Source organism: Cryobacterium sp. TMT1-2-2 (genome assembly GCF_004403505.1).
In the GTDB taxonomy this organism is placed as follows: Bacteria; Actinomycetota; Actinomycetes; order Actinomycetales; family Microbacteriaceae; genus Cryobacterium; species Cryobacterium flavum.
In genome coordinates this window covers 264,437-286,031 of sequence record NZ_SOGS01000003.1, presented here as the reverse complement: position 1 = coordinate 286,031, position 21,595 = coordinate 264,437, and the positions used below count along the sequence as shown (strand labels likewise).

The following is a 21,595-nucleotide window of genomic DNA, read 5'->3' as shown; positions in this document are numbered from 1 at the left end:
GCGATTCAAGGGTGAGTCGCGCTGAAGTTGACGGCTGGCCGAGAGGAAGCCCCGAGGGCCACCGTGCCGGCGACTACTTGACGTCCTGAAGAACCCTGAGCGTGGTTCCTTCAATGACGGCCACGCCGACAGACTTGACGCCGTCGCGGCGGTCAGCCCCCCAGGTGATAGGGGGATAAATGCCAGTCTCGAAACCATTGAAGCTCTCCAAGGATTCGATGACGCAGGGACGGGAAAGTCCCTTCGCCTTCTTCAAAGCCTCGGTCGTGATCATTGCTTGCACCCAACCCTGCTGGTTGAACTTGGTCGGGGCCTTGCCCGTCAGGTCTGTATACGTTGCAATGAAGTCAGCCGCTGTCGGGTCTTCGGTCGACAAGTTCGCGGTCTCCAGTGCAACGAGCATCCCTTGCGACACATCGCCATACTCTTCGATGTATGACTCGTCGCTCATTCCGCCCCACGCTACCGTCGTTGGGGTGTATCCGACTCTGTCCATCGCCTTTAGTAGGCCACCTGTGTCGGCGTTGGTCAGGACCAGATAGACGTACTCCGCACCGGCCTGGGTCAGCTGCGTCACAATCGGCGTGAAATCGGTCGTCCCGGGTGTCTCAGGGATGTAGAGCAAGTCGATTTCCTTGTCGCCAATCGCCTTCTTGATACCCGCCTCAGAGTTCTCACCGACGTTGCCAGCGACTGCAACAAGGGCGACCCTACTCGGGGAATCGTTCTGCAAAATGTAGTTTGTTACCGATTCAAATTCGGTGATGTAGTCGACGGCAGCCATAAAGATATGAGGGTTCTTCATATTTCCCAGTTCGTCACTGGGGGCATACGGTGCGATCGCCGGAACCTTGTTGCGCTCGAGATAGGGGACTGCCCCAAGGAAGTTAGGTGTTCCTTCGCCCCCGGATACAACAAAGATCTCCTCCTGTTCAACCAGTTGACGCATGCGGCTCTGTGCTGTCGAGGGGTCGTATTCGTCATCGAGAACCGTCAGTTCGATCTGTCGTCCCTGCACTCCACCGTCAGCGTTAACCATGTCGTAGTACGCCTGCTGGCCGTCCCGAGTGGCCATACCTGTCGCCGCACCGGATCCACTTAGCGGCATGGTCGTTCCGACCTTGATCACCGAGTCAGTCACGCCAGGCCCGACCTCCGTAGGTACGCAAACTCCACTGACGGCCAGATTCGAGCCAGAACCGGAAGCGGTTGCAGCGCATCCGGTCAACAACAACCCGACTGCGGCAATACCCGCAAGCGCGCGTGCGCCCGTGAAGAGAGGTGAATGTGCCATTTATTTGCCCTTCTGATGTGATTGCTGGGTTTGGTATAGATCTAGGAAAGCAGCGGCAATGTCGAGCGCGATATCCGCCGCATTCACTGTTGGGACCGAAACGGGCTTGCCCTCGGATAAGGCGCAAAGTTGGAATTCGCCAGCGGCCGGGGAAAAGTCAGGGACAGCAGGACCCAGGATCGCGGCGGCCATTGGCCGCACGATCTTGTCAGCGCTCCGGCTCCAATGAAGTCCCACTCGGAAATGATCAGCCTTTTCAAGATCGGCGAGCATTCCTACGTGGCAGTCCCAGAAATCAATTGCGTCAATAGAAAGCGCAACCCAGTCCCAAGACGCGCCGGCGTCAATCAGTCGTTTCGCATTTGGCGAATCTGAGGTTAAAAGGTTCTGCCCTTCGTGCACAAGGATGCGCGTATCGAGACCAGTGCACCTGGGCCCGCATCTCAGACGCTGCGCCAGCTTTTCCACAGAAGATTGCACCTTGCCAGCCCCCCAGTTCTGGTAACGGACCATGCGGTCCGTTCGAATACTTCAGACTGTAGCCCAGGGTTTGCCGGGAGCGCTAGCTTTGTGACGGAACTTAATTAAGATAATTTGGAGGGGATCCGGCTGGCGAAAAAGAAACGAATGTTCGACGACACTCGAGCAGGGATACTCAAGCTCAGTGCATCGTGGATTGCGAAGGAGAGCTACCACGGAACTAGCCTTTCTGAACTCCTTCGAATGACCGGCATCGGAAAGGGAGGTTTCTACTATCATTTCGCCAGCAAAGAGCAGCTGCTCCTTGAAGTGATGCTGGCCCCGATCGAGCGGGTTCTCGATACGGGGCAGAAGATTGTGGCCCATGACGGGCCTGCAGCCGATCGACTCATAGCTCTGGGAAACGACCTAGGATCGTCAGTCGACGACGACCTTGACTCATGGATGGCCTTTCTGCGCGAGTACAGCGCACTCAGCGACGAATCAAAGTTCCGCGTGCTGGAGCGCCGGCGAGAGTATCTGGAGCTTTGGTACGCAATCATTCGTGATGGTCAGGCCAATGGCGAGTTTCGTGAAATGGACCTAGCTTTCGTCGAGTCACTTCTCGGCGTGTACGTGTACACCTTTGTTTGGGCAGCGGGAGGCAAGTCATCGCAGGAATTGATTGGTTCGGTCATGGAAATGCTGCTCCATGGTGTCAGGAGGTAATCCGTCATCATCGTGGTCCACTTGGATGACATTAGGGAAGAGCTTGAAACCTTGTGACCCCCGGGTGAGTTCCGCACGGCGTGATCATGGCCTTGTGTCTGATACTAGGATTCTTCAGAAAACTACTGATTTTCAAGACAAACGGGCGCCCGACCTTCATTGGCATCATTGCCAATCAGAGCGGCAACTTCGAATGTCTCGACAAGTCATCCCATCCTTCAGACGTCTCGGATTCGCCCCGTGGGCCAAATGAGACAGGCGGTCTCACGGACGTTCTCGGACGGCCGAATCTCGGTGTGCAAAATGCATCGGCGCACTGTGGTCATGGCACTCCTCGGCTACACGCGCATGAGCACTGCCCACCAGGACGCGCAACTTCAGACTGACGCCCTCCTGGCTGCCGGCGTCCACCCCGAACACCTCTTTCCAGACGTCGTCTCGGGTAGCAAAGAAGCTCGGATTCGGTCAGGCATGCAACAGCTACTGGCCTTCGCCCGTTCCGGCGACACTGACCTGCTGCGTGTATTTTGGACAGCGGAATTGGTGGATTTTTCTACGCTGCCAGTGCTGGCTGTTGATAACCATAGTGGACTTCGTTGGGCCGGCGACATCCGAGTGCGGAGTGCCGGCGGCGGCTGTTGTAGAACCCTTCGATATATCGGATGACGTCGTTGCGAGCTTGTGATTTTGTAGCGTATGCGGTGCGATGAACACGCTCGTTCTTGAGCATCGAGAAGAAACTTTCGGCCATGCTGTTGTAGCCACATTAACCGGCTAATCGAGGTCAATTCTCTGGCGAACGATCTTTTGATGGTTAGGAGTTGGTCCCGGTCCTGCGTTCTCGTTCGAGGTGGCGGAGGCGTTCCTCGTGGTGGCGGACACGGTCAGAGATGGCCTCGATGCCGAGGCGGAGGTGCATCACGAACCGTCCCGGATTCTCTGCCGCTTTCTTCCTGCGGATTGCTGCCCTCCATGTCCCGCCTATGGTCGGCCGGTGGCCGATAACGTTCGATTATGTCAAGTAGTAGTGTGCCTATTGCAGAATTTGCAGAATAGGACTCCACTGATAACTGTTCCGCCTGGAGCCGATGACAGCGTGCAAGACTGCGACGCCGGTCCAGTATCGTCCTGGTGGATCAACCACTGGGACCATCACGCGGCTGTGATCTTCGACAAAAACACCGGCCGTTTCCGCGACTGCGACCCCGATGAAGGGCACCTTCATCGCCGCAAAGCAAAACCTCAACGATCGTTTCGGCGACGAGGCCACCCGACAAGGCTGAGCCTTAGGGAAATGCGGTGCCGGGCATTTTTTCACGACGTCCTGCGGTCTCAGGGCCTGCACCGACGCAGGAACTGTACCTCACCAATCGACGGCAATGTACTTGGTTTCGGTGAAGTCCAACAGTCCTTGATGGGACCCTTCACGACCCAGGCCGCTGTGCTTGACGCCGCCGAATGGAGCCGCCGGATCAGAGACCAGACCCCGATTCAGGGCCACCATGCCGCTTTCCAGAAGCTCCGCGACGCGCAGACCTCGGCGGAGATTCTCGGTGAAAACGTAAGCTGCCAGCCCGTACTCGCTGTCGTTCGCGGCCGCAATGACTTCATCCTCTTCATCGAACAGGATGATGGACGCCACCGGACCGAATATCTCTTCATTGACCATGCGGGCATGAGACGGTACGTGAGTCAGCACCGTGGGCGGGTAATAAAATCCCGCGCCGGTGGGCAGCTTGCCGCCGGTCAACAGGAACGCCCCCTTATTCACAGCATCCTGGACGAGTGCGTGGACCTTGTTAACACTTGCTTCGTCCACCAGCGGGCCCACCTCTGTGCTCGGGTCCGTTCCGGAACCCACGACGAGGGCACCCATTCTTTGGGCGAGGCGAGCGGCCAACTCGGCCTGGACGCCGCGTTGGACGTAGATTCTGTTGGCCGCTGTGCAGGCTTGACCGCCGTTTCGCATTTTGGCGATCATGATGCCGTCGATGGCCTTATCCATGTCTGCATCGTCAAACACAAGGAATGGCGCGTTGCCACCCAACTCCATGGAGCATTTGAGCACGTTGTCCGCCGCAAGTCGCAACAGGTGCCGACCGACAATGGTTGAGCCGGTGAAGGAAAGCTTACGCACCCGGGGATCTGCAAGCATCGGCGCTATGACGCCATCGGTCCTCGTCGTGGTAATCACGTTGATCACCCCTGCCGGAACACCGGCGTCCATCATCAGCTGGGCTATCGCCAGGGAAGTCAGGGGCGTTAGGCCTGCTGGCTTCAGCACGGCCGTGCATCCTGCGGCCAGCGCCGGAGCAAGCTTGCGGGTCGCCATGGCCGCCGGGAAGTTCCAGGGCGTGATGAGGATGCAGACACCGATCGGCTGGTGTTCGACAAGGATGCGGTTGGTACCGGAGGGCGCAGTAGACACCTCGCCAATGATCCGTACGGCCTCCTCGGCGTACCAGCGGAAGAATTCCGCTGCGTATGCCACTTCGCCGCGGGCATCAGAGAGTGCCTTGCCGTTTTCCAGAGAGATGAGGCGAGCAATCTGTTCACTGCGCTCGATCATGAGTTCAAAACAGCGGTTCAGGATGTCGGCCCGCTTTCGCGGAGCTGTGGCGGCCCACGCGGGCAGCGCTGCGGCAGCGGCGTCAACGGCGACCAGGCCGTCTTCGACCTCGGCGTCGGCAATACCCATAATCACGGAGGCATCGGAAGGGTTGGTGACATTGAAGGTTCTGTCGCCGGCGGCATCCTGCCAGGCTCCGTCGATGAGGAGCTGACGGGGCACTATCAACCCATCAATGTCGAACGGTTTTTGGGTAGCGGCGAAAGTCATTGGAGGATCCTTTTCTTGGTGCGGGGAACGGTCGCGGCGGCGGGGCGAGGCTGCGGGCAGTGAATGGTGCGGTCACCGACGAAGGCTGCCTGCACAATAGACGTGATGGCGTTCAGATCCATCGGCAGCGGGTTGTTTTCGATTAGGCGCTTGGAGTTCAGGGACAATCTGGCTACCTGGCCCAGCTGGGATTCCATGAGTCCCAGGTCTTCAAGAGTGGCCGGAATGTCAATGGCAGCGAGGACTTCGTCAATCGCGTCAATGCCTGCCACGGCTGCTTCCCTCGTGCTCAGGCCTTCGATGCTGCAGCCCAGCGCTTGGGAAATCTCTGCCAGCTGGGGCATGATGGCGGAAAAGTTGTGCCGAACCACATACGGCAGAAGCAGTCCGACGCCGACTCCGTGAGGGGTGTGGGTCAAGTTGCCCACCGGGTACTGAATGGCGTGAGCGGCGGCGGTGCCCGCATTGCTGAGTGTGATGCCGCCATAAAGAGCCGCCAACATCATGTCCGCCCGGGCATCGATGTTCTCGGGGTCATTGTATGCCGTCACTAGGCTCCGCCCCACCAACCGGATGCCGTTCAAGGCAAGCGAATCGGCCAACACATTCTTCCCGACAAAGACACGCTCCGTGGCCAAGGTGCTGGTGGGCTTCCGGGTGACGGCTGTGAAGGATTCAACCAGATGCACAAAGGCATCGGCCCCCGTGGCCGCGGTAAGCGATGGCGGGCACGTGTACGTCAATTCTGGGTCACAGACGGAGGCATACGGGATGATGTAGGGGCTGGAGATTCCCATTTTCATGCCCAACGCGGGGTCTGACACCACGGCAACTGCCGTGGCTTCCGAACCGGTTCCGGCCGTAGTGGGCAGGGCGATGACGGGCGTGACCGGCCCGGGAACCGCGAACTCACCGTAGTAGTCCTTGGGCTCACCCCCGTGGGTCAGGAGCACGGAAACCACTTTGGCCATGTCCATGCAGCTTCCTCCACCAAAGCCAATAATTACATCGATCGTCTGCCCCTGCAATTCCTTGATACAGGCCATGATGCCCGGAACGGGAAGCTCGGCCTGCGTATCCCCATAGACCCGTACGGTCAGTTTCCTGGCTTCCAGGCTGTCGACCAGTTCTTGGAGATTCTCCGAGGCAGCCAGACGCGGGTCGGTGCAGATGAGGACGTTCTGGCCCAGGTCCGCTGCGATGGCGGCCACCGCATAGCGTTGTTGGGCGCCGACCACAATGGTCCGCGGCAGTCGCAAGACTCCAAAAGTTGTGGGTTGAATACCCGTTTCGTGTTCGCATGACATGGTGGACGGCTCCTCAAGTTCGATTCAACGGCAAGTTCACGACCGTCGCATGCACCATGTTTTCAGCGAGGGAAGCGTTTCACCATGGAGCGATATCACATATTGGGGAAGATTGTATGTAAGTACCACACATGTGCTGAGTCTTAGTTGAGGCTGTTGATGCTCATGTCAGGGTTTCGGACGCCAAGTCCTGCGGACTTTAGCCGCCAAAGCCGCAGAGCAACATGGATGTCTAGTGATCGACTACCCCGCCGCCAGCCGGCGCCGATGACGGCATCGATCCGTTCCAAGCGTTGGCGTAGTGTATTGACGTGGACATGGAGGGTGTCGGCTGCGGTGGACGTGGAGGAGTCATTCTCCAGAAATGTCCACGCGGTCAGGGCCAGCTGAGTTCCCCTGCCTTCGTCGTAGGCCAGCAGGGGGCCCAATTGTGCTTCCAGCAGCTGGGTAGCAAATGGGCTGTCCATGGCGCCAAGTAGCATCCCGGTTGTGCCGAGGGCAGCCCCGTCGGCGGCTTCGCCGTCACGCATCAATGCCTGGAGCGCGCGCACTACTGCCGAAGCTTCTGCATGGGCGGCAGAGAGTTTCGAAAAACCCGCAACGGGACCCGAGGATCCGACGCTGGCCACGATCCGCCTCCGCTTCAATGCATCAACGATCGCCTGCCCAGTGGTGTCCCCTGTGGAAGCTTTGTTGCGATCTGCCGCCGGTTCAATGACGCACAGGTGGGATTCATGTAGTGCGGCAATGCCCGCCCTACCCTGCATGTGACTCTTGAGGGAAGTCAAGGCCCGCTGCCGTTGGTCATCCTTCACGGCCACCAACCGAACCACAAGCTGGCCGTCGTCGGCCAAGCCAAACCGCCCAGCACGCCGTTTCAACGCTTCGATGTCCACGGCGCGCGTGTTCATCAGGTCATCAATCAATTCCAATTGCAGCCGGTACTGCGCATCTTGGAACGTGCGCTCGAAGAGCAGCGCCGCACTGAGCACCAGTGAACTGCGCTCCAGTACGACAAGTCCGGACGGACCCATCTCACCGGCCACAATCATGGACGCCAGGTGCTGGTCCCCAGCAATTGTGGCCATAACGTTGTACAGGTTTCCCTGCAGCGTGAAGGAGACGGGTTGCTTGGACATCGCAGACGACTCGGCAGCACTCAAGGCAGCTGAGCTGCCAAAGTCGCCCTTCGGTGCCAGTCCTGCCAGTGGTTCTCCGGTGGACGTGAGCACGAATACTTCGCGCCCCAGTGCTTCGGTCAGCACCCGCAAAAGGTTGGGCAAGCTGTCGGTCGAGGCAAGCGTTTCTACCATGCTCTTGTCCAGGGCCGAGGACTCTTCCAGCATCTGAACATGGGCCAGATTCTCCCTCTGAGCCCTGTCAAGCCGGTCCAGGGCGTCGGCCATTTCGCTAAAGTGCCGGGCATTTTCAAGCGCGACGGCGGCATGGGTGCCGATGGATCCCATAAACGCAATGTCATCCGGGCTGAAGACGTGGGCGTGGCGGTCCGCGACCATGAGCGCACCAATAACCCGGCCATCGGCCCGCAGCGGCACCCCCATGATCGCCCTGACCCCCTCGGCCTCGACAGCGGCATCGCTTAATTCCAGATGTGACTTGGAAGTATCAGCCAGGTAGTCCGCACTTTGGGCCGGAGAGTTTCCGGTTGCGACAGCTCCCAGCACCCCTTCACCCAGGGGAATGCGAATGTTACGGAACAGAGCCGTGGCGGCACCGTCGGTGACCCGTATGAACGACTCCTTTGTCTCGTAATCGTTCAGGCTCAGGTAGGCGATGTCACTTCCAATCAGAGCCCGGGTTCGGCGGACAATGGCGGTCAACATGACCTCGACTTCCCTGATGCCGGTCAGGTCTGTGGCGGTATCGTAGAGGACTCGAAGGAGGCCTTCCCTGCGACTAACCTCCACTAGACGCGCGTTGAGCTGGCGCACGGCCGCCACGGTCGTTTCTTTGATGTGCCCGTCGGCCATGATGGCCGCAAGGCACTTCTCGAACGCCGCGGCGGTCATGCCGTCAGCCAAGGATGCCAGCAGCTCACTCAGCGGGTCGCTGTCTGGAGCAGTGTCGGAAGGATCTTGATGGTGGGCAATCATGCGTTCCATGCTTGGCATACCTGACTCTTGCATGGTTTAGGTCAAGATAGCTCTGAAACGCCACGGACCCAATCCCTAGGCGTGTAGCCAAGTCCGCCGGTATCTCTAGCTTGATACCGGCCCCTTCTCGAGGCTTTCACCGTGGAGGGTAGTTGGAGCCAGGGCGCTCAAACGAGCCATTAATCATTAAGGTCTCTAGCTCTGGTTTCAGGCAGGCTTCGGATGACAAATGCAGTGATCAGCAGGAGCACCACGGCGTAGAGATTGAACAACCAGGCCTGCTGGACTACGTCCGTAAACAGGCTCTGCAGGTAGCCTGCTGTGCCGCCGAACAGGGCAACCGCGCAGGCGTATGGCACACCAACACCTGTAGTTCGGATGTCGGCTGGGAATAGTTCTGCATAGACCGCGGGGACAATGGATGCCATCGCGGCGACAAAGACGAGCATGACCGACATCGAAATGGCTAGCTGCCAGGCCGAATCTTGCAGCAGCCATATCATGGGGAAATGCAAGACGGCTGCGGAGAGTGCGCCGATGAGAAGGACTGGTTTGCGCCCAATTCGATCACTGAGCATGCCCCAGAGAGGCAGGGCCAGAATGAATGCCACATTCGAAATACTCCCGGCTAGGAGCGCCTGCCCGCTGTTAATCTTGAGACTGTTTGAAGCGAATGCGGGCGCAAATACAGCCCAAAGCTGGTAAATAACCGTGAGGCCAACAGTCAGGCCGATCACCTGAAGAGCCTGCTTGCGGTGTTCGATGATTCCCTTAATGATTGAAGGCTTCTTCAGCGAACCTGTCTTTTCACGGTTCCCTTCGAAGGCTTCAGTTTCGGGCATACGGGCACGCATGAACAGTGCGAAAAGTCCCAGCGCGGCTCCAATGAGGAAGGGGATTCTCCAGCCAAAAGACCCCATCTGCTCTGCGCTCAGAACAGAGCTGAGTACCACGCCAAGTAGTGAACCCCCAATTACGCCGAGCGTGCCTGACACATACATGAACGAAGACCAAAGGCCACGCTTTTCACGCGGAGCAACCTCGGAAAGGTAGGTTTGGGCCGAAGGCAACTCACCACCATGGGCCAGTCCCTGGAGGAGACGGGCGGTGAGCAAGACGAGCGAGGCAAGAGCCCCAACGGTTGCGAAGTGCGGCGCCAAAGCGATCATGAGGCTGCCGGCAGATGAGATACCGACAACGAGAGTCATCGATACTTTCCGGCCAAGTCGGTCGCCAATCCAGCCGAAGAGAAACCCACCGAACGGCCGTGCAATGAATCCAACGGCGAATACCGCAAGAGTCGCCAGCACGGCGGAGGTACGGTCGGATGGATCAAAAAACTGGGTGGCGAAGAACGGTGAGAACGTGGCGTAAATCGTCCAGTCGTACCATTCAATGGCGTTTCCAATGCCGGTGCTCGCCAATGGACGTCCTTTGCTTGGACGTGGCTTCCTCGCCACAACCTCGCGTGTTATTGATGGTGAACTAGCAGTCATGATTGTCTCCTAAGCAGTATGCAGGTGGCTTTAATAGTTTCGTAGAAGATCAGTGAGGACTCGTTGGCCAAAGACCAGCGAGTCGACTGGAATCCGCTCGTCGACTCCGTGAAACAGGGATGGAAAATCAAGGTCGGCAGGTAGCCGCAGAGGAGCAAACCCGAATCCGCGTATTCCGAGCTGCGACAGAAGCTTATTGTCGGTTCCGCCGGGGAATAGATAGGGCAGAAGCTCGGCCTCTGGGTCGTGGTGGCGAAGGGTGTCGGCGATGGCGCGGACCAGATCGCCATCGAAATCGTTCTCGAGGGCATCAAGATCGGATTCAATGTCTACGCGGATTTCACTCCCGACAAGTTCTTCAATACGCTCAAGAACTGAGTCGCGCTGTCCGGGCAAGTATCGAATGTCGATCATGGCCGTTGCGCGACCCGGAACCACATTTTCCTTATAGCCCCCGTTGAATATGGTCACGTTTGCGACATTCTGCAGGGAAGGCGCGATAAACCGCGACCCGAAGCCGGTTGCTGCGGCGATTATGCGGGCGTCGGTGTCCTGGCCAAGATCAGCGAGAAGTTTTACTCGCCTCATCAGCTCCTGTGTGGTGTTCCCAAGCTGAACAGGCCACTGTGCATCACCGATCCTTCCCACGGCCTTGGCCAACTTCACCACGGCGTTGTTGGAGTGGATTTGAGAACCGTGGCCAGGTGTTCCTTCCGCGGTGAGCCGCACCCAGAGCACACCTTTTTCACCGGTCTGGAGTAGATACGCGCGCTTTCCGGCTATATCCACTGAGAACCCGCCGACTTCACTGATGGCGTTCCCAACACCAGAAAACAGAGCGGGATGCTCTTTGACCATCCAGCCCGAACCAAGCGAGCAGCCCGATTCCTCGTCTGCAAAAAAGGCCAGGACAACATCGCGCGCGGGTTGATGCCCACTCCGGATCATGTCCTTCACCGACGCCAGGATCATGGCGTCGGTCCCCTTCATGTCTACGGCTCCCCGGCCCCATATCAGTCCGTCACGAAGTTCCGCGCCGAAGGGATCGACACTCCATTCGTCTGGGTCCGCCGGGACCACATCGAGGTGACCATGGAGTAGCAGGGCCGGCAAGCTGGGATCCTTCCCTGGAAACCGGGCCACAAGATTCGATCGTCCCGGTACTGCTTCGAATACGTCGCACTTGAGACCAACCTCTTCAAGGTTGGACCGAACAAAGTCAGCGGCAGTAGCCTCACCTTCGGCTTTCCCTGGCCCATAGTTCGAGCTGTCTATCCGGATAAGGCTTCTCGCCAGATGAACGACGTCGGTTTCCTCAATCGCGTTCTCGAGCGTCATCGTTGCCGCTGCATGCATCGGTTCACTCTTTTTTCTTGTGTCTTGTACCTTGGCAGTTGCGCCAGGAACGGTGCACATAGCGGCTTTCATCGGTGTCCAATCCTTTGCTCAGCTGGTTCTGCCTGTCGGTGAACACTCGGCATTAGCGCTGCAGAGCGTGGTAACCTCACTGTTACGTAAGTCATGGTTTCAAAGGTTAGTCCGTGGCACCATGGTTCTTTTCGCCACCTTTGCTCCCTGAATATGTAGTCGCGCACATAGTGCAAACGCGTACGGCTGAGAGGTATGCAGATTCGGCTACCCCTGTTCTTTACGTGGGACAGGAGAGATCCTGGAGAGTGCGCCAATCGCATAAAACCCTCCCGTCCGCGGAGTCTCGTGTTTGTGTCCAAGCAGTGGGAGCTGCGCTGTTTGTCGGGTCACGTCCCGCCGGGTGGATGCCCGTATTATTGTCAAGGGACTTTTTGGGGTGGGATTCGATTGTCGACACGATCCGGGCCACCGCCGCGAACTAGAACAAGAAGGTGTGAGTGGCGCAGCACTGCCGACAACGCTTTGAACAAAACATCGAACACCCGGCTCAGCCCCTCCGGCGTTCACTCTTTATGGGTGAGAGGAGTTCAATGATGCGCCCCCAGACCTCGGGAGCGACCTCTATGCCGAGCTCCCGGCCACACCTCCTGACGCGGAGCGCCCGGTCGCCGGGGACAAGCACGGGGTGGGCAGGATTTGTTGGGTCGGTGCCTCGAATCTCAGCCAAATAGTTTGAGATAGCGGTAGTTGAGTTCGTAGGCTCAACGACGATGAAAACGTCGCCCTTGTTGCAGACCTCTGTTGAGTCCAATGTCCCGACGACGTCACGCCCGGTGGCAGTGGCAGTCAGACTGGCGACCAGAACCTCGAAGGCCAGACCGAGGGCGTAGCCCTTGGCCCCGCCGAACGGTGCGATTGCGCCGGACTTCGCGGCGACGGCATCGTGGGTGGGGTTGCCGGCAGCGTCGAGAGCCCACCCTTCCGGAATTACTTCTCCGCGATGTGCATAGTCGTGGATCTTGCCCATTGAGACGAGTCCTGTGGCCATGTCCATTACGAACGGATCCGGGCTCGCAGGAACCCCGATGGTCACCGGATTGGTACCCACCATCGCCGTTCGGCCACCCCACGGGTGAACGAGAGCTTCGCTGGTCGTAAAACCAATAAGTACCTGTCCGGCTCGGGCAATGTCTTCGGCATAGAGGGCCAGCATGCCGATGTGATTGTTGTTGGCGATCGAAGCGACGGCGATACCTGTGGTCTTCGCTCGTTGCGAGATGGCGGCCAGGGCATGATGGGCCACCACGGGTCCAATCCCACGCTCCCCATCGACGCTCAGCTGCGCCGACGCGGTCCAAACGTGTTGCCCTGTGGCATGACCGTCGGCGACACCGTTCCGGATGCGTTCAATAACGCGTGGCAAACGGAGCAAACCGTGTGAGGGAAATCCCCGAAGTTCCGCCTCGACCAGTGATCGGATGAGGATCTCAGTGTTCTCCGGTGATACTCCGGCCGATAGGAGCGCGTCGGTTGCTGTCGCACGAACGTCGTCTACGGGGATAAGCATATGAAGTCCTGTTTCTGCAGGTCACCTGTCCGGCGTCCTGCGGGATTTAAGGGGCAGTCGATTACCGGGTTCAGTACCCGGTAATTCGGGATCATCTCGCAGGGTCGGGCACGCTCATCCGCTTGAGCGCCAGCAGCGGCCGCATGGCAATAAGCCCGAGCACCGGTCCGGGGGCAAGGAGCCAGACGGCGTAGTCCCCCCACACGGCAATCCCCGCCTGAAGTAACACGATGCTCACTACGGTCACCAGAAATCCTGCACAGTTCTGCGCAGTCAAGGCGGTGCCAACCAAGCGAGGAGGAACATAGCCAGCTGTCATAGCGGAGAATTGCGGCGAGTCGGCGACCACGAAGAACCCCCACATGCCCAAGACTGCGGCCTTGATGAAGAGTGCTTCGGTCGGGATGAGCGGGTAGACGATGCAGATCGCCCCGGAGCTCGCCAAAGCAATGGCCGCGACGGGCGCACTGCCAATGCGCCGGCTGAGCAATCCACCGACGACGCAGCCAATGCTGCCAGCGGCAATGACGGCGGCACTCAGCCCGGCGACTGAACTGTCATTATTCTGACTGGAAACAAGGTGAAGGGACAGCACTGGAACGACACTCCAGAATGCATACAGCTCCCACATATGTCCCAGATAGCCCGCACAGGAAGACCGGAAGCTCGGTAGAGCCAGCAAAGTGGTCAGCGGTTTCGACCCAGGAATACGCGGCCCTGGGGCAGCCGGCCGACTGGTGTTCGGCTTCTGGATCAGAAGGATCAAGACTGCCCCGACCACTGCCAGAACGGATGCGCCCAAAATGACAGAGTGCCAGGGAAGGGATGCTCCGGCAAACCGGAGAATCTGAGGCATGGCAGTGCCGAGGGTGAGCATGGCAACAAGCCAGCCGAGTGCCGAACCTGGTTTTCCTCCCGTGCGTTGCACGATCATCTTCATGCCCATGGGATAGATCCCAGCCAGGGCAACACCAACACCGAAGCGGGCCATCCAGGCCGTACCGAAGGACGGGTCTGTCCATATCCAAAAACAATTGAGGATAGCCCCGACAATACTGCTGACGGCAAAAATACGTTCCGGAGCAAAACGGTCTGCCGCCCCGATGAGAGCGGACACGAGCGTTCCCACGATGAATCCAAGTTGTGTGGCGGCCAGCAACCACCCAAACCCTCCCGCGTCAAGACTGAGCCATTGTGACAAGTCCGTCACCGCCCCGCTGGGGCTGAACCACAGCGATGTCCCCAGCCATTGAGCCAGGACGATTATTGCAACTGCTTCGGGATGTCGCCGGCCACCACCTGGGTTCATGATGCGGTGAGCACGCCTATGCGTTCGAGCACCGCACGAAGCTCTCTGCTTCGAACATCATCGATGGGCTCCATGACCACCTTGGTGGCGTCGTGCTCAATGACGCCCATCCATTTGAGTGCCCGCTTATAGCACTGGGGATACTGAAGGACGTTCGCGAAGGCAATCGAGTTCAGCGGGCCGACGGTGTCGTGGAACGACTTACGAGCCTCTTCGAGATTTCCATCCCTGATGGCCTCAAAGATGAATGACTGTTCGGCGGGAACCACGCAACTGGCAGCCGACGTCATCCCCTTGGCCCCGTACTGAAGCATCAGGTAGTTCAGCTGGTCGTGGCCAGCCCAAGCCTGGACTCGACCGTTTGTGGCTTCACCGTATTGGGCGATCTTGGCCGGGTAGGGCAGGAACAACTTGGAGGCGAACAATGTCGGGATATTGTCCGCCATCCGGCGCAGCAGCGGCAAGCTGAACTCGATGCCGGCACCGCCGTCGTAAACCATCAGCGGCAGTTCAGTCGAGTCCCCGACGAATTTCACATGGCGGAAAACACCTTCGGCGCTGTGGGGATGGTAGTACGGGCCCGTCGTGAAAATGTAATCACCGCCCGCATTCTCTGCGTGCTTGGCCAGCGTCGCGCTGGCTTCGGCGGACGAGTGCGCAACACCGACGCCGACGGGAACTCGTCCAGCCGCGTGATCGATGACCACTTCGGCGAGGCGTTTCCGCTCATCGTCGGTCATCGCGAAGACTTCACCCGTACTGCCGAGTGTCAGGATTCCGTGCACGCCCTTATCGATGAGAAAGTCGACCAGGGAGCGGGTGGAGTCCTCATCGAGGCTGCCGTCAGGCTGCATCGGCGTGACCATCAGCGCATGGTTGCCAAACAATTTGTCCTGCTTCTTCTGATAATCTTCGTCATTCATAATGATCCTTACTTTTTTGTTGATGACACAATTCTAGAGAACCAGACACGGCAAATAATTGCTTATTATTGCGAGAAGAGTATTTTATATGGCAGATTATGCCAATAATGAATCTCTCCGTGTTCTATCTCGAGGTGGCCATGTCGACGCGCGCACCGACGGACGCAATTGCGGTAGCCAACTCGGGGATTCGCGATGCCGGCACACCCGCGAGGCTCAAACGCCCGGACGGAATGCCATACGTTCCATATTGCTCACGAAGGGCGTCCATTTGTGCCGAATCAAACGGCAGTCTGAGGAACATACCCCGTTGCTCGCGCAGACCAGCGAAGGCATCCCCGTTTGGGAGCGCAATGAGTTCGTCGGCTAGTTCGTTGCGCAGGTGCGTCAGACGCGAGCGCATCTGCTCGAGTTCAGCACGCCACTGGGCCCGAAGGGCGCGGTCATTGAGTATCTCCGCAACGACCAGAGCGCCGTGAGCGGGCGGCTGCGAATAGTCCGCGCGCGCCACAAATTCCATCACACCACGGGCATAGTCACCTTGTGCGCCGTCACGAGTGATGACGATGGCACAACCGGTCCGCTCACTGTAAAGTCCCCATGCCTTCGAAGCGCTGACAGCGATGATCGCTTCCGGAACAACGCGAAGCATCCGACGCATACCCTCAAGATCTTCTTCAAGCCCGTCACCCAGGCCAAAGTATGCCTGGTCGATAAAGGGAATCACGCCCTTTCTTGCCATGACATCAGCCAATTCATCCCAGAGCCAACCGGGCATGCTTAGGCCCGTTGGGTTGTGACAGCACCCCTGCAGAAGGATCAGATCTCCCGCACGGGCAGAATTCGCGACCCTTAAGACTGCTTCTGCGTCTATCGTGCCGTTGCGTGAAACGGGATATTCGACAACAATCAGTCTCGCCGCCCGCAGGATCGCTGGATGGTTCACGTACGCCGGTGTGCCCAGGTAGACGGTGCGGTGCGGTCCGGTCGCCGACATCAATTCCGCAAGCAGGCGAAGAGCCCCCGTGCCGGCGACCGTCTGCACGGTGGTGGCGCGGGATACCAATTCTTCGTCTCCGAGGATGAGTTGGGTCATCGCGGAATTGAATTCCAAATTGCCGGAGAGGCCGATGTACTCCTTGGATGGGGCCCTCTCCACGAGCCTCCCCTCGGCAACGCGCACCGAAGGCATGGTCGGACAGTCACCATTCTCATCTCGATATACTCCGATTATGAGGTTGAGACGCGCACTGCGAGGGTCTGCCGCATAATCGGCACTGAGCTGCCATAACGGATCGAGTTGCAGTGACGGAGTAGTCAGGAACATTGTTCTCCTTGATCTGGCTTTGAGCGAGGAGGGCACAACAAAAAGCCACCAAACTGGGTGGAAGCTTGCGTGACCTACTGGCCTTTTCTGATGGGTGAAACTCCTCATTTTCGCTGCCGAGGAACTCCCAATGAAAAGCGTATGAGAAGGACCGAGGCAGGCGATTGCGTTTTTCTGCCAAAACACGCCAAAATTGTGGCAGAATCTGCTACATGTTCACCCTAGATAAAATTGACTTGCTGATCATTCGCCAACTCCAAGTCAACGCGCGCATCACCAACCAGGAACTCGCTGATGCGGTCGGGCTTTCACCGTCACCGTGCCTGCGGCGCGTTCGTCGTCTGGAGGAGTCTGGCGTGATCTCCCGGTACATTGCCATTGTCAATCCAGCGAGCGTTGGATTGCCGATAACGGCCTTCGTGAGGATCACGCTTGAACGCCACGGCCAGGAAGTCGTGGAGGCTGTCGAGGACCACATCCGTTCCATTCCAGACATAGTCGAAGCTCATCTCCTAGCGGGCGACCATGACTACCTATTGAAGGTCGTAACGTCGTCGTTCACTGCTTATGAAACGCTAGTAAGGACGCAATTGCGCCGGATCCCAGCGTTGACCTCAGTTGAGACAACGTTTGCTTTCGGTACGACCAAACCGTTGGCCCCACTCCCAACCGACTAGTTTCGCCTTGCGCCCGGAGTGGGTCCGGCTTAGATTGCCCTGGTGGGTTCGACTTGGGTTGACATAGCCAGTCATGTTCGCCGGACTGGTGAAGGCGCATCGAGAATCGAAGGTCGGGTACACAACGACGGGCGGGATGTACCCTGAACTGCCCCAGCTTGACTCCGAGACCGGGGAAGTCTTGAGGGAGGGCGGTCAAGTCTTGACAGCCGAGCAGCGCGAGGGGCCGAAGACCCCGCTCAAGTAACGGTTCGGTACGAAGCATCTACTCCCAATCGAGCCACAGGCGAGGTGCACCTACATCGCATGGGAGATTGAACTAAATCTTCGGCCGATTTGTAGACCGCTGCTGCGGCTGGTCAGTCTCGTCCCGTCTCTGCTCTACGGCGCATTCCCGAATACGAAGCACTCGTTCGGCGGCCCCTACGGCGGCGGCTTCGCCAGTGTTGCCGGCCAGTCGTTGTCGGAGGGCGGCCATTCGGCCTCGCGCCTCTGTCGGCGCTTTGTCCTCGATGATGCGGAGTCGTTCTAGGGACGCGGCTGCCGCCGTGTAGGCGTCGTCGTCAGAGCGGACTGCGCCCAGAGGTGACTCTGTGTCGGCCACCTGGTTGAGATCACGGAAGGCAACCACGTTGCCCAGGTCGTGCCGCCATGCCCTTTGCAGGGAGGCGTCATCCGGTGCGGGGCGAAGTGTCTTGTTCCACGGTTCCGGGTTTGCGGCCGTAGCGTCGACGAGCGCTTTGGTTCGGTCCTTGATGAGGTCAGCCTGGATTTGCAGCCAGTCGCGGACCTCTCGGTTGTCGCCGTCGGTGCCTCTGGGCGGAGGGCTGACCCAGCTCGGGAGTCCTGACCCCGGCGGTGAGCCTGCTGGTGCCCCGATGCGGCGGTGATAGATCTTCGCAAACGACTCAACGGTCGAGCTTGGCCCGACATCCTCAGCCCGCACGACTGCAGCGAGTTGGGTGCGCACGTCCGCGCCGCGGGCTTCGTGTGCCGCGAGCCGGCTCGCGAGATGCGTCCACGCTTCGTCGCGGACGACGCGGTCGGCGATCTCCGTGTCGAGCACGTCCCGGACTGCGGCTTCCATCCGGTCCATCTGGTTCGGGTCGTAGACGCGGGTGCGGGCGTCTTCGTACGCCGGCAGCAACGTGGACAGGCTTGCCGCGGCGTCCTGGGCGCGTTGTATTTCTTCGGTCGCAGACCGTTCCGCGCTCTCCCGTGCAAGAACCGCGGTGAGGGCGTCGATGATGTTGGTGCGGAGGTGGTCGGGGGCGTGCGCGTCGACCTCGAGGGTTTCTTCGACGACGGCATACATCCGGTTGGACTCCCGGCCACGGGTCGCGGCGACGTAGAGCTGCTCGCGGGACGTGGACTGCGGGTCGACGAGGATGTGTGAGGTATCCACGGTCATCCCCTGGACCCGGTTGATGGTCGCGGCGTAGCCGAGCTCAACGTGGGTGGCCACGTACTCGGCGGGGAGTGTAAGTACTCCCCCGTGCCGGAGGCTCTTGACCTTGAGATCGCCGCCCTCGGTGTCGATGATGGTCCAGAGGTCGCCGTTGGCGACGAAGTCCTTGCCTTGGTTGGAGCGCAGCTTCCGGTCGTTCTGCCGGGTCACGATCACATCGTTCAGTCCGGCCTTGTTCCCGTCGTGCAGCACCGACCCGCTCTTGCCCACGACGCCCTGGCCGACCAGGTCCAGACGGGCGCGCGCGTTGAGCGCGGCGACTTCGTCGTTGGTTCCCGCGACCATGATAGAATTCCAGTTCGCCGCACGGTCGGCGGCCCAGGCCACGTAGATCTCTTCCAGCATGCTCTGCCGGATGCCGCCCCGGGTGCGGTCGGCGGTGACGTAGAAGTCGAGCGCCGCACTCGCTCCGTCGCGGAGGAGGAGGGACGCTGCGGCTTCGTCGCTGTCGATGAAACGGTGGACCTGGTCGAGGTAGCTGGCGCCCACGCGCTGCTCGATCAGGCGCAGCGCTCCCCCGGATTCGACCGCAGCCAGCTGGGCCGGGTCGCCCAAGAGCCGGATCGTTGCCCCGTGCTGCTTCGCGAGGGCGAGGACGTCGGCGAGCAGCGGGGTGGAGGCCATGCCTGCCTCGTCGATGAGGAGGACGGTGTTGCTGTCGATGCGGTACTGGTCGGACTCTTGCTGCTCGGGTGAGCCGTGGCGGTGGACATCGACGAGCTTGTGCGCGGTCTCCGCCTCCACCTTGATCTCTTCAGCGAGGACCGTCGACGCCGCCGCGGTCGGCGCCAACGCCAGGACCCGGCCGCCGCCGGCTTCGACGGCGCGGGCGAACGCCCGCATGGCCGTGGTCTTACCCGTTCCGGCCGGGCCGATGCCAACCTCGAGGAGCCGGCCACCGGACGCGAAGCGGCGGGCCAACTCCACCTGGGACGCATCCAACGGGTACTCGCTGGCCGCGTTCAACGCCTCGATCGTGGTGGTGAAAGTGGCGGGGTCGACGGTGAAGCCGGCAACGGTGCGGGCTGCGTCGATCAGGCTGTCTTCGATCCCGAGGATCCGCGTCGACGTGAACCGCTCGGTCCCGTGGACCCGATAGATGGACTCACCGCCCTGGCGTTGCAGCTGCTCCGGGACCGGGTTCAGTGCCGGGGCGGTAACGCCGATCACGCGGGCCATCACGGCCTGGGCGACCTGGTCGGCGACCTGCTGGGCGTCGACGCCAGGGTGCACGTTCGCGAACGCCCGGGCGATGCGCTGGGCCTCCGCGGCGACGTGCGATCGGCGCCAGGTGGCGCGGCTGTCTTCGACCGTGTTCAACACCCGCTCGGCCAACTCGTCGACGCTCAGGGCGGCGAGGATCTCGTCCTGGACGGAGCGCTGTTGCCGCTGCCGCACCGTGGTCCCGATCGTGTCGACGGCGACCTGACCGATGATCTTGATCGCGGCCAGCCGCCACTCAGCGCGCTGCCGGGACAGGCTCTTCGGGGCGCTCTTACCCTCGCGGGTTTCCAACGTCGCCCGCTGCGCCAGGCTCAGCTGCACCGTCTTCGGCGGGGTGTCCCCGTGCTTGGCCACGTACTCCTGGACCAGGGTTTCGTAGGCGTCTTCAATCGCCGCACTCCGGGACGAGAACGAGTCCCGCAGCTCCCGGCTGACGCCAGCGATCTCCCGGACGCTGCGCTTGCTCCGCCCCCGCGTCTCATCCACGAAGCTCACGCCGAGGCGGTTGCGGACCTCGTGTTCGACGAGGGTGTTGTACCGTTCGGACGCGGCCACACCGAGCGCGTGCAGCACCCGTCCATCCAGCGAACGCCACTTCCCATCCAAGCCCTGCACCTTCGTGGACACGGCCACATGGGTGTGCAGATTCGGGTCGCCGGTGCGGGAATCGCGGTGCTCAAACGCGGTGGCAACGAACCCGTGCGTGTCGACCTGGGCGACACCGCCGGCACCGACCCGGGTGACGCCGGCTTCTGTTTCCAGCCACGCGACCGTGGCCTGCCAGGCCGCGTTGTGTGCCTCACGGACCTGCTGGGAGGTGGCCTCGTCACCGAGCGCCCAGAGGACGGACACGCTCTTCACTGGAGTGAACACCAGGTCGTAACCGGCGACAGGCTGCCTTGCCGCTTTGCCCATTTGGGATAGGTGCGTGGCCACTTCCGCGTCCGTGCCGGGGCGCTTCAGGGTTACGGAGACACGGTCAGCCGCGATGTTCCAGCGGATCAGATCGCGTTCCACCCCGGCCCCGGGGCTGCGCCCGTTCTCCACTTCGAGTGCCTGGTAGGCGTCGGCGACGGCGTCGTCCCAACCGTCCAGTTTGGGCTGGATCCGCGGGAACCGGCGCCCCAACCGGGACGCCTGCACCGCATCCTCCGGGGACGCTCCCCCGGCGACGGCAGCCCGGATCGCGGCCTCCGCGTCCGGGTGCAGTCCGTCGCCGAACAGGGCCTGCATCTGGGCTTCGGACACGTTCCCCGAGACGCCCAGGTTCACCAGTCCGGAGCCGAGCCACTCCCCCACCGGGTTGCCCTCGGCGGTGTAGTAGTCGGTGAGGTCTTCGCCGCGGCGCACCGAATGGTCTCCGGCTGCGACTTGGCGGGTCAGGTAGGTGTAGCCATCACCGGCGTGAAGAACATGCACGGTCATCATGGCGAAACCACCCCCTCTCAACACAGGTTAACGGGTCAATCCCGTCCAGACACTATTAGTGCA

14 protein-coding genes and 2 pseudogenes are annotated in these 21,595 nt (G+C 60.2%); 3 read left to right on the top strand and 13 right to left on the bottom strand.

The window, feature by feature from the left end; translation table 11 throughout:
• Positions 1-73 precede the first annotated feature (73 nt).
• Complete coding sequence (locus tag E3T35_RS03575) at positions 74-1,294, bottom strand: ABC transporter substrate-binding protein (RefSeq protein ID WP_134344780.1); 1,221 nt, start codon at positions 1,292-1,294, stop codon at positions 74-76.
• Positions 1,295-1,807: a hypothetical protein gene (locus E3T35_RS03570; protein ID WP_134344779.1), complete on the bottom strand. Its 513-nt coding sequence runs from the start codon at positions 1,805-1,807 to the stop codon at positions 1,295-1,297.
• A 114-nt stretch (positions 1,808-1,921) separates the two neighbouring features.
• On the opposite strand from E3T35_RS03570, the gene E3T35_RS03565 reads away from it, so the two are divergent.
• The gene (locus E3T35_RS03565; protein ID WP_134344778.1) at positions 1,922-2,482 is read left to right on the top strand and encodes a TetR/AcrR family transcriptional regulator; all 561 of its coding nucleotides are present in this window, start codon (positions 1,922-1,924) and stop codon (positions 2,480-2,482) included.
• 249 nt (positions 2,483-2,731) lie between these two features.
• Positions 2,732-2,995, top strand: a pseudogene (locus tag E3T35_RS19995) (recombinase family protein); the annotation flags it as partial.
• Between the two features lie 40 nt (positions 2,996-3,035).
• Here E3T35_RS19995 and E3T35_RS19675 read toward each other — a convergent pair.
• The 10 genes and pseudogenes from E3T35_RS19675 to E3T35_RS03505 form a co-directional block, all read right to left on the bottom strand.
• Positions 3,036-3,248: pseudogene (locus E3T35_RS19675) on the bottom strand (IS3 family transposase); the annotation flags it as partial.
• Positions 3,249-3,845: 597 nt separating this feature from the next.
• Entirely contained in the window at positions 3,846-5,321 is a 1,476-nt protein-coding gene (locus E3T35_RS03545; protein WP_134344776.1) for an NAD-dependent succinate-semialdehyde dehydrogenase, read from the bottom strand.
• On the bottom strand, positions 5,318-6,628 hold the full coding sequence (locus tag E3T35_RS03540) for an iron-containing alcohol dehydrogenase (RefSeq protein WP_134344775.1): 1,311 nt from the start codon (positions 6,626-6,628) through the stop codon (positions 5,318-5,320). Before E3T35_RS03540 ends, E3T35_RS03545 begins: the two co-directional genes overlap by 4 nt.
• Positions 6,629-6,771: 143 nt before the next feature.
• A complete protein-coding gene (locus E3T35_RS03535) occupies positions 6,772-8,751 on the bottom strand; it encodes a GAF domain-containing protein (RefSeq protein ID WP_166789813.1) in 1,980 nt (659 codons plus the stop codon).
• Positions 8,752-8,921: 170 nt separating this feature from the next.
• On the bottom strand, positions 8,922-10,238 hold the full coding sequence (locus E3T35_RS03530; protein WP_134344773.1) for an MFS transporter: 1,317 nt from the start codon (positions 10,236-10,238) through the stop codon (positions 8,922-8,924).
• A gap of 30 nt (positions 10,239-10,268) precedes the next feature.
• Positions 10,269-11,594 (bottom strand): M20/M25/M40 family metallo-hydrolase, encoded by a 1,326-nt coding sequence (locus E3T35_RS03525; protein ID WP_241988716.1) that lies wholly within the window; start codon positions 11,592-11,594, stop codon positions 10,269-10,271.
• Positions 11,595-12,156: 562 nt separating this feature from the next.
• Positions 12,157-13,176, bottom strand: coding sequence for an Ldh family oxidoreductase (locus E3T35_RS03520; protein ID WP_134344772.1), 1,020 nt, complete (start codon positions 13,174-13,176; stop codon positions 12,157-12,159).
• A 91-nt stretch (positions 13,177-13,267) separates the two neighbouring features.
• The gene (locus tag E3T35_RS03515; RefSeq protein WP_134344771.1) at positions 13,268-14,485 is read right to left on the bottom strand and encodes a nitrate/nitrite transporter; all 1,218 of its coding nucleotides are present in this window, start codon (positions 14,483-14,485) and stop codon (positions 13,268-13,270) included.
• Positions 14,482-15,408 (bottom strand): dihydrodipicolinate synthase family protein, encoded by a 927-nt coding sequence (locus E3T35_RS03510; RefSeq protein ID WP_134344770.1) that lies wholly within the window; start codon positions 15,406-15,408, stop codon positions 14,482-14,484. Before E3T35_RS03510 ends, E3T35_RS03515 begins: the two co-directional genes overlap by 4 nt.
• Before the next feature lie 124 nt (positions 15,409-15,532).
• The gene (locus E3T35_RS03505; protein WP_134377882.1) at positions 15,533-16,735 is read right to left on the bottom strand and encodes an aromatic amino acid transaminase; all 1,203 of its coding nucleotides are present in this window, start codon (positions 16,733-16,735) and stop codon (positions 15,533-15,535) included.
• Between the two features lie 212 nt (positions 16,736-16,947).
• On the opposite strand from E3T35_RS03505, the gene E3T35_RS03500 reads away from it, so the two are divergent.
• Entirely contained in the window at positions 16,948-17,412 is a 465-nt protein-coding gene (locus E3T35_RS03500) for an Lrp/AsnC family transcriptional regulator (protein WP_134344768.1), read from the top strand.
• Between the two features lie 319 nt (positions 17,413-17,731).
• Here the strand turns inward: E3T35_RS03500 and mobF are convergent, their stop codons facing one another.
• A complete protein-coding gene (gene mobF, locus E3T35_RS03495) occupies positions 17,732-21,532 on the bottom strand; it encodes a MobF family relaxase (protein ID WP_134377881.1) in 3,801 nt (1,266 codons plus the stop codon).
• Positions 21,533-21,595 lie beyond the last annotated feature (63 nt).